The 16,242-nt window shown below is 27.2% G+C and carries 17 protein-coding genes; 9 read left to right on the top strand and 8 right to left on the bottom strand.

The window, feature by feature from the left end:
- Positions 1-65 precede the first annotated feature (65 nt).
- Positions 66-920, top strand: a complete 855-nt coding sequence (gene htpX, locus CRU95_RS13190) for a zinc metalloprotease HtpX (RefSeq protein ID WP_129101582.1) — start codon at positions 66-68, stop codon at positions 918-920.
- A 2-nt stretch (positions 921-922) separates the two neighbouring features.
- On the opposite strand, the gene CRU95_RS13185 is transcribed toward htpX, so the two are convergent.
- From CRU95_RS13185 to CRU95_RS13170, 4 genes are all read right to left on the bottom strand, one after another.
- On the bottom strand, positions 923-1,513 hold the full coding sequence (locus tag CRU95_RS13185) for a DUF134 domain-containing protein (protein ID WP_129101581.1): 591 nt from the start codon (positions 1,511-1,513) through the stop codon (positions 923-925).
- Between the two features lie 438 nt (positions 1,514-1,951).
- Entirely contained in the window at positions 1,952-3,130 is a 1,179-nt protein-coding gene (locus CRU95_RS13180; RefSeq protein ID WP_129101580.1) for an MFS transporter, read from the bottom strand.
- Between the two features lie 3 nt (positions 3,131-3,133).
- Entirely contained in the window at positions 3,134-4,129 is a 996-nt protein-coding gene (locus tag CRU95_RS13175) for a methyltransferase (protein ID WP_129101579.1), read from the bottom strand.
- A 9-nt stretch (positions 4,130-4,138) separates the two neighbouring features.
- On the bottom strand, positions 4,139-6,136 hold the full coding sequence (locus tag CRU95_RS13170) for a TonB-dependent receptor (RefSeq protein WP_129101578.1): 1,998 nt from the start codon (positions 6,134-6,136) through the stop codon (positions 4,139-4,141).
- 113 nt (positions 6,137-6,249) lie between these two features.
- Between CRU95_RS13170 and CRU95_RS13165 the strand changes: the two genes are divergently transcribed.
- Positions 6,250-7,188, top strand: coding sequence for an AraC family transcriptional regulator (locus CRU95_RS13165; protein ID WP_129101577.1), 939 nt, complete (start codon positions 6,250-6,252; stop codon positions 7,186-7,188).
- A gap of 13 nt (positions 7,189-7,201) precedes the next feature.
- On the opposite strand, the gene aroC is transcribed toward CRU95_RS13165, so the two are convergent.
- The 4 genes from aroC to CRU95_RS13145 are packed head-to-tail and all read right to left on the bottom strand — an operon-like array spanning position 7,202 to position 10,414.
- Positions 7,202-8,275 (bottom strand): chorismate synthase, encoded by a 1,074-nt coding sequence (gene aroC / locus CRU95_RS13160; RefSeq protein ID WP_129101576.1) that lies wholly within the window; start codon positions 8,273-8,275, stop codon positions 7,202-7,204.
- Between the two features lie 7 nt (positions 8,276-8,282).
- Complete coding sequence (rnc, locus tag CRU95_RS13155) at positions 8,283-8,954, bottom strand: ribonuclease III (RefSeq protein ID WP_129101575.1); 672 nt, start codon at positions 8,952-8,954, stop codon at positions 8,283-8,285.
- Positions 8,947-9,393, bottom strand: coding sequence for a ribonuclease HI (gene rnhA, locus CRU95_RS13150; protein ID WP_129101574.1), 447 nt, complete (start codon positions 9,391-9,393; stop codon positions 8,947-8,949). The genes rnc and rnhA overlap by 8 nt, the downstream gene beginning before the upstream one ends.
- Positions 9,368-10,414, bottom strand: coding sequence for a lipopolysaccharide assembly protein LapB (locus CRU95_RS13145; RefSeq protein ID WP_129101573.1), 1,047 nt, complete (start codon positions 10,412-10,414; stop codon positions 9,368-9,370). The genes rnhA and CRU95_RS13145 overlap by 26 nt, the downstream gene beginning before the upstream one ends.
- Before the next feature lie 101 nt (positions 10,415-10,515).
- On the opposite strand from CRU95_RS13145, the gene dnaG reads away from it, so the two are divergent.
- The 7 genes from dnaG to fmt all read left to right on the top strand — a co-directional run bounded on the left by dnaG (position 10,516) and on the right by fmt (position 16,234).
- The gene (gene dnaG, locus CRU95_RS13140) at positions 10,516-12,153 is read left to right on the top strand and encodes a DNA primase (RefSeq protein WP_129101572.1); all 1,638 of its coding nucleotides are present in this window, start codon (positions 10,516-10,518) and stop codon (positions 12,151-12,153) included.
- 57 nt (positions 12,154-12,210) lie between these two features.
- Positions 12,211-12,600 (top strand): RidA family protein, encoded by a 390-nt coding sequence (locus CRU95_RS13135; RefSeq protein ID WP_309109224.1) that lies wholly within the window; start codon positions 12,211-12,213, stop codon positions 12,598-12,600.
- Between the two features lie 99 nt (positions 12,601-12,699).
- Positions 12,700-13,017: a 50S ribosomal protein L21 gene (gene rplU, locus CRU95_RS13130; RefSeq protein ID WP_013136153.1), complete on the top strand. Its 318-nt coding sequence runs from the start codon at positions 12,700-12,702 to the stop codon at positions 13,015-13,017.
- 11 nt (positions 13,018-13,028) lie between these two features.
- A complete protein-coding gene (rpmA, locus tag CRU95_RS13125) occupies positions 13,029-13,283 on the top strand; it encodes a 50S ribosomal protein L27 (protein WP_129101570.1) in 255 nt (84 codons plus the stop codon).
- Positions 13,284-13,420: 137 nt separating this feature from the next.
- Positions 13,421-14,512, top strand: a complete 1,092-nt coding sequence (obgE, locus tag CRU95_RS13120; protein WP_129101569.1) for a GTPase ObgE — start codon at positions 13,421-13,423, stop codon at positions 14,510-14,512.
- Positions 14,513-15,283, top strand: a complete 771-nt coding sequence (proB, locus tag CRU95_RS13115) for a glutamate 5-kinase (protein ID WP_129101568.1) — start codon at positions 14,513-14,515, stop codon at positions 15,281-15,283.
- Positions 15,284-15,313: 30 nt separating this feature from the next.
- Entirely contained in the window at positions 15,314-16,234 is a 921-nt protein-coding gene (gene fmt / locus CRU95_RS13110) for a methionyl-tRNA formyltransferase (protein ID WP_129101567.1), read from the top strand.
- Positions 16,235-16,242 lie beyond the last annotated feature (8 nt).

The raw sequence follows: 16,242 nt of genomic DNA, 5'->3' as shown, positions 1-16,242 counted from the left end.
TTTTTAAATTTTTTATTTGAAAAATTGTTATAGAATATACTTAATAATTTATCAAGGAGAAAAATATGGAACAAGTAAAGACAATCTTTTTTTTGACACTGTTAACTGTATTATTTGTTTTTATTGGTTTTTCATTTGGAGGTGCAAATGGTGCCTTAATAGCATTTCTAATAGCTGCTGGAATGAATTTTTATGCATACTATTACTCTGATAAACAAGTGTTAAATCATTATAATGCTGTTTTAATAGAAGATAGAAGAAATCATATTTATAAAATAGTTGAAAATCTTGCATATAAAGCAAATCTTCCTATGCCAAAAGTGTATTTGGTAGTGGATAATGTACCAAATGCTTTTGCAACGGGTAGAAACTATGAAAACTCAGCAGTGGCTGTTACACAAGGTTTAGTTGATTTGTTAAATGATGAAGAGATAGAGGGAGTTATTGCCCATGAATTATCTCATATAAGGCATTATGATATATTAATAGGTACTATTGCTGCAGTATTTGCAGGAGCTATTGCTATGATTGCAAATTTTATGCAGTTTTCATCTATCTTTGGTGGAAATAACAATAGACAAGGAGTTCATCCCATTGTTATGCTTTTAATGGCTATTATTTTACCAATAGCTGCATCTATTATACAAATGACAGTAAGTAGAAGTAGGGAATTTTTAGCAGATGAAGGATCTGCAAGACTTACAAATAATCCAGCTGGATTACAAAGTGCTTTATCAAAACTTGAGAATTATGCAAAAAGAGGACAGATGCGAGATGCCACGGAAGAGACAGCTCACATGTTTATAGTAAATCCATTTTCAACAAGAGATATAAAATTCGGCAATCTATTTAGAACTCATCCTACAACAGAGGATAGAATTGCAAGATTAGAAGAATTAAAATTTGAATTAAAAAAGTAGTTCTATTGAAAAATACCTATCATTGAATCTACGTCAACACAGTCTTGTAAAATAGGATAAACACCTTTTGCAATAAGTGAAATTTTTAAATCATAATCAATATCTTTAATTAAAAAGTAGTTTACTCCATAGTCATGTAAAAGGTCAGGGAGTAAATTACATGCTATCTCATCTTCATTGTTATAGACTGGATTTATTATGCAATTTTGAGATTTCAGTTTATAATCTTTTATAAAATATATCCAGATATATTGGGCGTTTTCATCTGCATAATCTATTTGCGTATTTGAATTAGAACAAACAGCTAAATGAAATTCATTATTTATTTCATGAACTTTAATATTACTTCCAGTTACTAGTGCTAGTGAGATTTTTTTTCTTGCACTTTTTACAATTCTTGCAAAGGTTGCTCTTGATACATTCATCTTCTTAGCAGCATCTTCTTGGTACATACAAAAAGAATCCATTAGATGGATAGCCTCTAATTCTTCGTGTAATAATACTATGTCTTCTTTTGCTTCAATATCTTTTGGACCAAAGTATTTGCATACTGGTACAAGTTCTAATTTCCGTTTTAATTTGTCTCTTGCCATTGATTACCTTAATTTATTTAACATTCTACCATAATATACTTGACATATGTTCAAAATGCTGTTATAATTCCTGTCATATGTTCATTAACGTTAGAAAGTAAAATTTATCTAAATATTTTTACAGTATTTAAAATCTTTTACTCCTTTGTTATCTATTTGAAATCTAACTTAAAACATACATTATTATTCTTGTTCCCTTCCCCCCCCCCTTCAAGGAATAAGTTTAATAAGCGCCCCTTCATTTTGTAAAAACCATTTTAATATATTTTAATTCTTTTTTCGGTTTTTACAAAATTTTTCAATTTAAAATCAATAAAAATAAATCAAAAAAAAAGCTGGAATAAACCAGCTTTCGATCTTTCAACTTAACCAAAGTAAAGATCAAGTAAATATTACATAATCTTTGCTTTAATATCTTTTAATTATAGACTTTTGATTCTATTCCTTATAAAATTTATATATAAATAAAGTCAGTATGAGCATACCAAATAATTCAAATATAAACATTCCTTGAAACCTAAAATTTGAGATTAGAATTCCTGCTATAATTGCTGAAATAATCCGAGTAAAAGAAAAAATACTTGACTGAATAGAATAATCAATGGCTCTTGATCCCTTTCTACTATAATCCATAATCATTGAAAATATAATTGCAGAAGATAGCGATATTGATAGGGCGATAAATGTGATACTAAATAATAAATAAGGATATGTTAGATTTGCTTGTTCTATATATATTAACACTATTGTACTAAAGATGTTAAAAATCATAAATGTAATTAGTAATGTTTTTTTTGAAAAAATATTACCTATTTTATTAGTTAATAGACCACCTAAAAATCCAATAATACTTCCATATATACCAACATAAATTGCTATGTCATCTGGCTTTATTCCTTTATTAATTAAGTATGGTTTGAAAAAAACCCAAATTGCACTTATAAATGCAAAATAAAAACATAAAATAATAACCCATATTCCAATATTTTTTTGTTTAAAGAAAGTGACTATATCTTTTAATGAGGCTTTTTTTTCTTTTATAATCTCATCATTTTCTTTAATAAAACTTAATGAAATTAATGAAAATAATAACATTGAAGCCATTATAATAAATGTTGTTTTCCAACCTAAATGATTAAAGAAGAGTAGGAACACCCCACTTCCTAGCATTGCAGCAATGCAAAATGCACTAACTTTATAACTTCCTGCACTAATCCTCTCTTCTTTTTTAAATAATTTTATTGCAAGGGCATTCAGAGGAATATCAATAAAAGTAGAAAACAAAGCAGTTATAAATATTGCTATGAAAACTAAATATATATTTTTTTCTAAGGATAAAAAACTAATTGAAAACAATAGCAAAGCATATATAACTCCACTATAAAAAGTCCACTTCTTATAATGTCTTTTTTTAAAAACAAATTTATCAATTGGTGTTGACATTAAAAATTTGAATACCATTGGTAAACCAATCAATTGAAAAATCCCAATAATTGTTGAATCATAGCCTTTCATTTGCAATATCATTGGAATACCCATTACAAAATATATCATGGGAGTTAATATCGCAGTAAACAAAGAAGCAAAGAGTAGATTGTTTTTAGTTAATTGATTCATATATTATTTCTTTAAAATATGTATTTGTATGGGAGTCATTGGAAAATCTTTATTTTCAAATGACTCTATATTTTTAAATCCGACTCTTTTAAAAGTACTTATTAAGTGGTCTTCTTTTAAATATTTTTTACCTTGTAAATTTAAAAATAAGAAATAAAAAAAACTATTTTCACAAATTATATTTTTGTCATTTTTTTCAATATGACAAGTAACTAAAACTCCATTTGGATTTAATGCATCATAGAGTTTCTTTATCAATTGATCTCTATCTTTTAAAAAATAGAAAACATTACTGCACCAAATTAAATCATACTTATTACCTATATCATCTTCCTCAATGTCACCACTAAGTACATTAACTTTATTTTCAAGTTTATATTCTTTTATATGGGTTTTAACTACATCTGTTACTTCTTTATAATCAAAACATACTGCATTTAATGAAGGGTAATTTTTCACAAATTCTAATGCAACGATTCCAGAGGAACAACCTAAATCTAACATTTTATTAAAGTTTTTGAATTCTTTTAACTCTTTTACAATATTTAGTGCAAAAGGAGCAATAAGATTCTTTTGTTCTTGCTTCAAATTTTCCTTTGCTGCTTCTGCCCATTTTTCAGGATGCGTTGAATCTTTAATTAAGTCATTGCCCTCTTTGATTAATAAACTTAACATTTTATTTGCTTTATTTAATAATTCTTTTCTATGTAAGAAAACATCTCCACAATAACTTTCCTTACCTATAATAAAGAACTTTCTTGTAATTTGTGTATTCACATATATTTCTTGAACTTTTGTAACAAGTTCTAAAAAGATTAATGAATCAAGTAAAATTTCTGTGTTTTCTTCATGAGTATTTATTTTTCTTGCTAAGCTAAGAGAAGTGTGTTTCTCTTCTTCTAATAGTTTAAAAATTTCTAAATCTAATGCTATTGACAGTAGTTCTACTTTTTGCTGAACTAAAAGCATATTAAGATATTTATTTATATTTTTTGACATTTCTTTTCCTTAAAATTTATATGTTAGTTGAATACCAAACTCTTTATCATCATAATATACAGATGTATTACCATTCATATATGCATTTGTAGCTATATGTTTTTTATCAAATATATTTTTTCCATATAGATAGATTTCATATTCTTTTGTTTTATACCCAATCTTAGTATTCACTAACTGATATGCTTTTTGAGAGTATTTATTTGCTGGATCAAAATATGTTTTCCCATATCCTGATAAATCAATTTTTCCTAAGTATCCATTTTCATTTTCATATTGAAGACCAAGGTTAAAATTGTATTTTGGAGAAAAAGGGTTCTTATTTCCACTATAATCTTCGCTATCGTTATATTCATCAAATGTAGTATGATTTAATGCTCCATTTGCAAATAAAACAAGATTATTTGTTAGAAATGCTTGTATTTCTACTTCTATTCCCTTTGAAGTTGCTTTTGCGGCATTTGCCATATATGGATTGGAAGTACTATCTCTTAATTGAACTTGCATATTATCAATATTCATATAATAAATTGAAGAGTTAAATAATATACTATTATTAAATAAATATGTCTTATAACCTAATTCATAGGATATTAACTCTTCGTTAGTGTATTTTTTACTATTTTCTAAAGATATAAATGGATTAAAACCTCCACTTCTATTTCCTTTAGCTACTGTAAAATACATCATAGTATCTTCATTAAAATTATATATTAAAGATAACTTTGGCAAGATATTTTCAAAGTTTTTTTCAAGATATATATTACTTGAGTTTACTTTTAAATTTTTCTTCTCATACTCATATCTTATTCCTGCATTTATCCTAAAATTTTCAGTTATTCCAGTATCAATATTTGTATAAAAACTATATGTTTTTGAGTTTAAGTTTTGTAATGAACTATTGCCTAATGGATTTAAGAACATTATTTGTTTAAAGGCTATATCGTCATCTTCTTTACTAAAAAAAATTCCTGTAGTTAATTTTGTATTCTTAAAATCATTTTCTAGTTTAAATTCTTGTGAAAAACTGTCAAACTCATAATCCCTATAAATGTGAGAAATTGTAAAAGGTGTTAAATCAATGTCTAGTGCAACATTTTCTTTATAATTTCTTTTTGCACTTGTTGATGTAAATTTTGTATTATCATCTATATCGTATTGTACATTTAAAGAATAAGAAGTCTCTTTTGGCTTAGAATATCCTATGAGATTTGATGAAACTTCTATATTGTTATTTTGTCCTGCTTTTGCCCAATCTAAAGAACCATCATCTCTTTTACTTTTTGTCGCAATTAGAGAAATGTCTAAATTATCAGTAGGTGTAAATCTTAGATTTATTTTTCCATAGTCACCTTCTTTATTATTTTCTTTTTTATTTTTATTTTTATTTTTTATAAAGCCATCTCTCTCATCATGTTTATATGCAAGTCCAATATAGAATTTATCTTTTATTATTGGTCCTGATACTATAGCTTTATATTCTCTTTTTCCTTCATTTGCAATTGTTGTAGAAAGTTTTCCTCTAAATATATTATTGGGCTTATTTGTTATTACATTTATTACTCCAACTTCAGAATTCTTTCCATATAAAGTTCCTTGTGGACCTTTCAGAACTTCTATTCTATCAACATCAAGTAAAGCACTTGTGTACCCGAAGCTGTTCATTATTGGAACACCATCTACATATAGACTAACAGGAGTAGAAAAAGAACTAATATCACCAGATATTCCTCTTATTGATGGAGTTACTAATCCTTCTTCCCCTGTATTAAATAGAAGTAAATTAGGAGTGTAAAGACCTATCTCATCTAATTTTGTAATAGAACTATCATTTAATCGTTCTTTATTTAATACAAAGACACTCATAGGTACTTTTTGAACATCTTCTTCACTCTTTTGTGCTGTAACAGTTATTTCTTCCAATTTTTGTGTATCATTTGCATATAAGTTTGTAAATAAAATACTACTTACAATTGTTAAAAATGTTTTATTCTTTAAATTTAACATTATTCCTTTTCCTTTAATTAAAAATTAATTGAAATTATTATAACTTTAATAAAAATGATATTCAATATCATTTTTATTGTGGAAGGTTTTATTTCTATTCATAAAGGAGCAATATGCATAAATTAAGTTTAAAAGACTTATTATTTAATAATCTTTGTTCAAATGATAAAATCTTAAAAAATACATTTCCCCGTGAAATAGGAAAAGACTATATGGAAAAACTATGTATTCAAGATGGTATTTTATTATTAAAAACTGATTTTGATTTTTTTAAACCAACTCAAATAGAAACAAAGCAAGATGAAAAAAAGTTTGTTATTACTTTTTCATTGAAAGGTAATTCAAGGTATAAAAGTTATGATAAAAAAGAAAAAATTCACTTTAATGAGGGATTTACTACTATCTCACTTTTTAATAAGACAGAAGGAGTTCGTGAATTTAATAATGAAAAAGTTGAACAAATAAGATTAATAATAAATGAAGATTTTTTAGAAAGAAATTTTGAAGAGACAATTTTGAAAAAATATAAAAATAATCAAAATCTAACTTTAATTGATTTTTCTCCTACACGAATAGAAACAAAATATATTTTAAGTGATATATATACACATTCTTATACTAATGAATTAAGTAGCTTATTTTTACAAAGTAAAATATTAGAATTACTTTATCTTGAAATAAATAAAATTTCTGAAAAAAAAGAAATAATAAGTCTTAATACTTATGATAAAAAGCAAATTTATAAAGCAAAAGAAATATTATTTGAAAATATTCAAAATCCTCCATCTATTGTTGAACTTGCAAAAAAAGTATGCTTAAATGAATTTAAACTAAAAAAAGGATTTAGACAAGTATTTAATGAAAGTCCACATAAACTTTTATCAAAATACAAATTAACAAAAGCAAAAAAGATGTTAGAATCAGGAGAATATAATATAAATGAAGTTGCATATTTAACTGGATATAAATATGCCAACAACTTCACTAATGCTTTTTTTAAAGAGTTTAATATAAAACCTAAAGATAGTATGAAAAACAGAAAGATTTATTAATATAACTTTTTAGTTAACTATAAACTTTTTTTATACTATTTATATTGCTACTCATGTTTAAAAGTAACATATCAGCAATAACTATTGCCATCATAGACTCAGCAACAATTGAACCTCTAACAGCAACACAAGGATCATGTCTTCCTTTTAACTCACATGAAACTTCATTATTATGAATATCAATACTCTCTTGTTTGATAAACACCGATGGTGTTGCTTTAAAGTATACTTTTACATTGATGTCATCACCATTTGATATTCCACCTAAGATTCCACCTGAGTGATTTGTCTTAAATCCATTTTTATCTATTTGGTCATTATTATCATAACCTTTTACTTTACTAGCTTCTATTCCATCACCAATTTCTACAGCTTTAACTGCATTGATTCCCATCATAGCAGCTGCTATTTGAGCATCTAGTCTATAATATAGTGGTTCACCTAAACCAATTGGTGCATTTTTTACATTTACTAAAGCCACTCCACCCACACTATTATGTGAGTTTTTAGCAGCTAAAATTGCTTCTTTTTGAAACTCTTCTTTATTTTTATCTAGTGAATATATTGCAGAAGTTTTTGCATAATCAAAATCAAAACTAGAACTTTCAATTCCATCAATTGCAAAGATTCCACTTCTTATCTCAATACCAACTTCTGCAATAAGAAGTTTAGCAATAGCTCCTGCTGCTACTCTTGCAGCTGTTTCTCTTGCACTACTTCTTCCTCCACCTCTATAATCTCTTAGTCCATATTTATGAAAATATGTAAAGTCTGCATGTCCTGGTCTAAAAAGGTCTTTTATATTTGTATAGTCTTTACTTTTTTGGTTTTCATTGAATATAACCATTGCAATAGGTGAACCAGTTGTTTTACCTTCAAATACTCCTGAAAGTATTTCTACTTTATCACCTTCTTTTCTTGCTGTGGCAAATTCATTTTTACCAGGTCTTCTTCTATCCATCTCTGCTTGTATAAATTTCTCATCGATTTTTATTCCTGCAGGAACTCCATCAACAATGCAACCTAGTGCATTTCCATGACTTTCTCCAAATGTTGAAAATCTAAACTTCTGCCCAAAACTATTCATTCTTTTATTAACCTTTTAATTTATCTAAAGCAATTTTAGCAACAGATTGTTGTGCTAATTTTTTACTTTTCCCTATAGCTTGTCCATAACATTGGTTATTTATCCAAATTGAGACTTCAAATTCTTTTTTATGATCAGGTCCATAAGAACCTTCAATTTTATATTCTGGAATTGAGCCAAATTCAGCTTGTGTTATCTCTTGAAGAGCTGTTTTGTAGTCACTAAATAGTACATCTAAATTTATTTTATCATATGATTTTTCTAATAAATTTAGAATTATAGGTTTTAAAACTTCTAATCCAGATTCTAAATAAATAGCACCCATTATTGATTCAAAGGCATCGGATAAAATAGAAGCTTTTGTTCTTCCTTTATTTCTCTCTTCTGCTATTGATAAATAGATATAATCACCAAGTTTTATCTCATTTGCTAATTTAGTAAAGCCAGTTTCATTTACTAAAGATGCTCTTATTTTTGATAAATCTCCCTCATTTGATTCGGGAAACTTTTTGTATAAATACTCACCAACTATTAAGTTTAAAACTGCATCACCTAAAAATTCTAGTCGTTCATTATTGTACGGTTTCTTAAAACTTTTGTGGGTAAGTGCTTCGACTATCAGATCTTTATTTTTAAACTGATAATCCAGGCACTTTTCTAAATTTGCATAATCACTCATTTTTTTCCTTTATATTTTGTGCAAAATCTTTTGCAAGTATATCACATCTTTCATTTTCTTCATGTCCTGCATGACCTTTTACCCATGAAGCTAAAATTTTGTGACTTTTTGATACTTCTACGTACTCTTTCCATAAATCATCATTTTTTACAGGTTTTTTTGTTGATGATTTCCAATCATTTTTAATCCATGAACTTAACCATTCATTTATTCCTTTTACTACATAAGTAGAATCAGAAGTAATATGTACATCACAAGGCTCTTTTAAAGCTTTTAATCCCTCAATAACACCTTTTAATTCCATTCTATTATTTGTAGTATTATCTTCACCACCACTTAGCTCTTTTTGTTTTCCATTAAACTCTAAAATTGTTCCATATCCACCCGGACCTGGATTGCCTAAAGATGAACCATCACTGTAAAGATTGATTTTTTTCACTTATTCCCTTGATTAAACTATGTTTTACTTTAAATGTTAAGGTATTGTGACAATGTGGACATCTTGTAGAATATATTGGAAGAGTTTTTTTACAAGTTGTACATAAAAAGTCAAAATTTAAATCAGCATTTATGTCAGCATTATTTCTTTTTATTAACATCAAAATTTGAAAACTAAAATCTTCACTTTTTTCTAAATTATTTAGATAACCTTTTGCATTATATAACTCTTTTAATACTTCATTACTATCAACTTTATCAAAATCTATATCATTAAAATCTAAGTACCAAAGCAAATCAATAATTTTTGTTAAATCAAACTTATCAATATTTTCCCAAAAGAATTCCTTATTGAATTGTAATAAATACTCTAAGAACATTCTTTCAATGATTTTATTTAATTTAAAAAAGCTATAAAGTTTTTCTGTTTTTTTGTCAAATGAAATAATTGGATCATTTAGTATTATTAGTGTTTCTATATAAATTCTATCTCTTACTGTATCTACATCTATTTCTTCTAATGAATTTAAAACATCAATAGCTTTGTCATACTCTTTTAGTCTTTCATTAATCAAGAGTAAATATTTTAGTGCTTCATTATTTCTTGGAGAAAATTTTAAAATCTTTAAAAATATCTCCCTTGACCTTTGTAAAAAACCACCTTTAAAGTAAGTAGATCCCAAAAGTTCAAGGAGTTCTTCTTTTTTTACTCTATCTTTTACATGCTCTAAAAGCGCTAAATAAACACTAATAGCTTTTGTATAATCACCTTTATGTAAAAAAGTAGATGCTAAAAGTAAAATAGAATCAAAAGGTAAATTATAAGTTTTATATAGGTGTACATAATCCTCTTCTTTTAGCTTTCCCAATTCAAAACGCTTAAGAAGTTTTCTGTACTCTTTTCTGGCAAGTTTTTCTTTATAAACACCAAAAGTATAAGTTAAAAATGAAATTACGAATATAAGTAATAGAAGTACTAAGATTCCAAAAAGTGGATCCCTATACTCAAATGCTGATTGCAATTATTAAACCTTGTTTTTATTTTGATATTAATATTATCATAATTGAACATATAAAAATCTAAATTGTTTAATTAAAGAGATTAAATTGTATAATCTTTTTTATGATAAACAAAGATTCTATAGAAAATTTAAAAAACAATATTGACATAGTTGATACAATCTCACAATTCTTACAATTAAAAAAATCAGGTGCTAATTTTAAAGCGTGTTGTCCTTTTCATGGAGAAAGTACTCCTTCTTTTGTCGTTAGTCCAGCTAAGCAGATATATCATTGTTTTGGGTGTGGAGCAGGTGGTGATTCCATTAAGTTTGTTATGGAGTATGAAAAACTTTCATATCCAGAAGCTATTGAAAAATTAGCTAGTATGAATAATTTTACTTTAGTTTATGATGACACAAATCAGAAAAAACAAGATACAAAAGCAATTGAAGAGATTAATAAATATTATAAGAAAAATTTTGTAACTAATGATACTGCAAAAGAGTATATAAAAAGCAGGGGGATTTACGAATCTTCAATAGAAAAGTTTGAAATAGGTTATGCTCCAAGTTCAGGTGAGACTATAAATTATTTAAAATCAAATTTTTTAAATCTTAATGATGCAAAAGAATTAGGGATTATTGATACAGGGGCAAATGGTTTATATGCAAGATTTATAGAAAGAATTACTTTTCCTATTTATTCATTAAATGGGGGCTTAGTTGGTTTTGGTGGTCGAACAATCACTGGACACAATGCAAAATATGTAAATTCGCCTCAAACTAAAATCTTCAATAAATCAAGACTTTTATATGGTTACAATCTTTCAAAAGAGAAAATCTATAAGAAAAAAGAGATAATAATCACAGAAGGTTATTTGGATGTAATAATGTTACATCAAGCAGGTTTTGACAATGCAGTTGCAACCTTGGGAACTGCACTAACAAAAGATCACTTACCCATATTAAAAAGAGGAGAACCGCGTGTAATTGTGGCCTATGATGGAGATAATGCAGGACTAAATGCTGCTTTTAAAGCTTCACTTCTAATGGCACACAATGACTTTGAAGGTGGAGTTATTATTTTTGAAAAAGGCTTTGACCCCGCAGATATGGTAAAAGATGGAAAAGTTGAAGAACTAAACAAAATATTTTCTAAACCAAAACCTTTTATACCTTTTGCCATTGATCATATTATCTCACAATTTGATTTAAGTGATCCACAAAATAAACAAAAAGCTTTGCAGGAAGTAAATGAGTTTTTAAATACTTTAAATGCAATATATCATGATGAATACTCAAGATATATTGCTCAAAAGTTAAATATCAGAGAGAATTTAATAAAAATAACTAAGAGTACAATAAATAGAAATAATAATGTACAACTATCAAAAGTGGATATAGGTGAACTTTGTATCATAAAAGCAATTTTAAATGATAAAAAAAGATTATCAAGTGTGTTAGATATAATAGATGCATCTATGTTTGATTATCATAAAAATGAGTTTGAAATATTATTAGCAAATATAGATGATGAAAGATTAAATTCAGTACTTCTAAATGAGAGATTAGAAGATTATGATGATGAAAGATTAAATGCAGAGTTATTGATTTTATTAGGAAAATTCTATACAAATAAATTAAATGAAGTTTTATATGATAAGAATTATACTTTTAATGAAAAAAGTTCTTTGATACGAAAAATAAGAGATAATATATCAATGTTAAAAAAAGGTAAATTAATAACTTATAATTTATAAATTTAATAGTCATAAAACTTTTTTTAAAGTAAAATTACAAAAAATCAAGGAAATATAATGGAAATAATTAAAACAGAAAGTGCACCAGCTGCAATAGGACCTTATTCTCAAGCAGTTAAATATAATGGATTAGTTTATACTTCTGGTCAAATTGCTCTTACTCCTGAAGGTGAGTTAGTTGAGAGAGATATAAAAAAGCAAACACATCAAGTTTTAACAAATCTGCAAAATGTATTGGCAGAAGCAAATAGTTCTTTAGAAAAAGTTTTAAAAGTTACAATTTATTTAGAAAACATGGAAGATTTTGGTATTGTAAATGTTATCTATGGTGAGTATTTTGGTGATCATAAGCCTGCACGAAGTACAGTTGCTGTAAAAACTTTACCAAAAAATGTTTTAGTTGAAATGGATACAATTGCCATTTGTGATGATGTAATAAACCTATAATGATTTTTCGCTTAAAGTTAATTTAAACTAACATTTGGTAACATTCCGTCCCGTTAAATAAGAAAGTTACTAAAGAATTGATAAGTTAGAGGAAAAGATATGTATGCAATTATAAAGTGTGGTGGTAAGCAGTATAAGGTTTCAGAAGGCGATATGATCGATATCGACTATACTGGAAAAGCTGCGAAAGAATCTTTAGAGATTACTGATGTATTAGCAGTAAACGATGGAGAATTAAAATGTGGTGATGCTATTTCTTCTGCAAAAGTAGAAGCTGTAGTGGTATTAGACGGTACTGGTGCAAATAGAGACAGAAAAGTTCTTATTTACAAAAAAAGAAGAAGAAAAGATTCTAAATTAAAAAAAGGTTTCAGAAGAAGCTTTACAAAAATTAGAATTACTAAAATAGCTGCATAAGGAGATAGACTATGGCTCATAAAAAGGGACAAGGTAGTACACAGAATAATAGAGACTCAGCTGGTAGAAGACTTGGAGTTAAAAAATATGGTGGGGAAGCTGTAAAAGCTGGAAATATCATCATCAGACAAAGAGGTACGAAAGTACATGTTGGTAACAATGTTGGTATTGGTAAAGACCACACAATTTTTGCTTTAATTGACGGAGTTGTAAAATTCGAAGTTAAAGATAAAGATAGAAAAAAAGTTTCAGTTTACGCTTCGTAAGTTAAACTTCTTTTTGTTTTAAAAGGGTGTAGTGCATTTGCCTACACCCTTTTTTTTAGTTTATAATTATTGTTAAATACAAGCAGTTGTACTTAATAATAGTTATAATTACATAATTAATATATTAAAGGTTTGTAATGTTTATAGATAGCGTAAAATTTAGTATCTCTTCTGGAAAAGGTGGACAAGGTTGTGCCGCATTTAGAAGAGAAAAATTCGTAGTAAAAGGTGGACCTGATGGTGGAGATGGAGGGAAAGGTGGAGATGTTTGCTTTACAGTAGATAATAACACTGATACTTTATCTTGGTACAAAGGTAAGCACAAATTAAAAGCTGATAATGGGAAACCAGGATTAGGTAGTAGATGTACTGGGAAAAGTGGAGAAACTTTAGTTTTAGTTGTTCCTCCTGGGACTCAAATAATTAATGATGATACAGATGAAGTTATCGCAGATTTATTAGAAGAGGGTGATAAAAAACTTTTGCTTGAAGGTGGAAAAGGTGGATTAGGTAATACTCACTTTAAAAATTCAAGAAATCAAAGACCAACATATTTTCAACCAGGACTTCCTGGTGAGACTATGAACATAAGATTAGAACTGAAATTAATAGCAGATGTTGGACTTGTAGGTTATCCAAATGTTGGAAAATCAACACTAATATCAACTACATCAAATGCAACTCCTGAAGTTGCAAATTATGAATTTACTACATTAACACCAAAACTAGGTGTTGTAGAAGTTGGTGATTTCAATTCTTTTGTTATGGCAGATATTCCTGGAATTATTGATGGTGCAAGTGAAGGTAAAGGATTAGGCTTGGAGTTTTTGAGACATATTGAGCGAACAAAAACTTTACTTTTTACTATTGATATTACTAATTATAGAAATACACTTGATCAATTCAATGTTTTAAAAGAAGAGTTAGAAAAATTTTCGAGTGATTTAAGTAAAAGAAATTTTGCAATAGCATTAACAAAAACTGATGCTTATTATGGTGAAGATTTAAGTGCTGATATAACTAAATTTATTAATGAATTAGGTTTAGAAGTTACAAAATCAAATGAATTTGGTTTTGATAAAAAATTACCTTATTATATTCAAGATACAGTTTATGAAAAATTTGATAAAAGTAAGCCTTTTTTCATTTTACCAATTTCATCTGTAACTCACCATAATATAGGTGCTTTAAAATTTGCTTTACATAATTTGATTACTCAAGGTAAATAAATGAAACGAATAGTTATTAAAGTTGGAAGTGCCGTTTTACGAGAGGGCAATGTTCTAGCAGTAGAACGACTAAATAATTTAGTTGACTTAATAGCAAAATTAAAATTAGAAAAAAAGTATGAGATTATTTTAGTCTCTTCTGGTGCAGTTGCTGCTGGAAATATAACTTTAGAATTAGATAGAACAAAGGTTTTAAATAGGCAAGCATTAGCAGCTATTGGTCAACCCTTATTGATGAAACATTACAAAAAAAGATTTAGAGAACATGGATTTACTTGTGCTCAAATGCTTCTTGTTGCTAATGATTTTGATTCTAGAAAAAGATCAAAAAATGCAAAAGGGGTAATGGAAATTTTATTAGAAAATAATATTATTCCTATTTTAAATGAAAATGATGTAATTGCAAATGAAGAACTTTTAATTGGTGACAATGACCAATTAGGTGCTCATGCTGCAATTTTCTTTGATGCTGATATATTAGTAATTCTTTCTGATATTGATGGACTATATGATTGTAATCCACATGAAAATCCAGAAGCAAAAATGAGAAAAATAGTTAGCTTTTTAAAAGAAGACGAATTGGAAATGAAACATAGTCCAAATTCGGAGTTTGCAACGGGTGGGATTGTAACAAAACTAAAAGCTGCAAACCTTTTATTAAAAAATGACAAAATGATGTATCTAACTTCGGGATTTGATTTGACAAATGCATATGATTTTTTATTGAATGAGAATCATAAAAGTGGAACACTATTTATTAAACAAAATTAGAATAATTTAGGATAGTTAAAAAGGATTAAGATGGGTAAAAAAGTACTATTTATGGGAACACCAGATTATGCTACAAAAATCTTTGAAGAGATTTTAAATAGTTCTTATGAAATAGTAGGGCTTTTTACCCAACCAGATAAACCTATTGGTAGAAAGCAAGTTATAACTGCTCCTCATATTAAACAATTTTGCATAGATAATAATTTAAATATTCCCATTTATCAACCTGAAAAATTAAGAAATAATCAAGATGCAAAACGACAAATAGAAGCCTTAAATCCAGATTTTATAATAGTTGCTGCTTATGGACAGATTTTACCAAAAGATATTTTAGATATTGCTCCATGTATTAATTTACATGCTTCATTATTACCAAAGTATAGAGGAGCAAGTCCTATACAAGAATCACTTTTAAATGGAGATACTTATACAGGTGTAACTTCTATGTTAATGGCAGAGGGACTTGATAGTGGTGATATCTTGGGATTGAAATATTTTAAAATCCCCAAAACTATGGAAGTAGCAGAACTATTTTCCAAACTCTCGCAATTAGCTTCTAAACTTACAATTGAGACTTTAGACAATTTTGAAAGAATAAGTCCAAAAGTTCAAAATGAGATAAATGTAAGTTATTGTAAAAAGATAAAAAAAGAGCATGGAGAAGTGAGTTTTGAAAATGCAGAAGCTCTTTATAAAAAATACAAAGCTTATTCTTACTGGCCTGGAGTTTATTTAAAATCAGGGCTTAAATTAAAGAAAATTTCTCTTGTAGAAAAAAAATCTTTAAATAATGCAGGTGAAATATTAGCTATTGAAGATGATGGTATAATCATTGCTTGTCAAAAAGGTAGTTTGAAAATTGCTGTATTACAGGCACCTTCAAAAAAAGAAGTTAAATCAATTGAGTATATTCGAGGTCAAAGAATTTCTATAGGGAGTCTTTTAACTTAATTTATTAT

The organism is Arcobacter sp. F2176, from assembly GCF_004116465.1.
GTDB classification, from domain to species: domain Bacteria; phylum Campylobacterota; class Campylobacteria; order Campylobacterales; family Arcobacteraceae; genus Arcobacter; species Arcobacter siniprincipis.
Note: the sequence above shows the minus strand (reverse complement) of the source record. Positions and strands in the feature narration are given on the sequence as shown.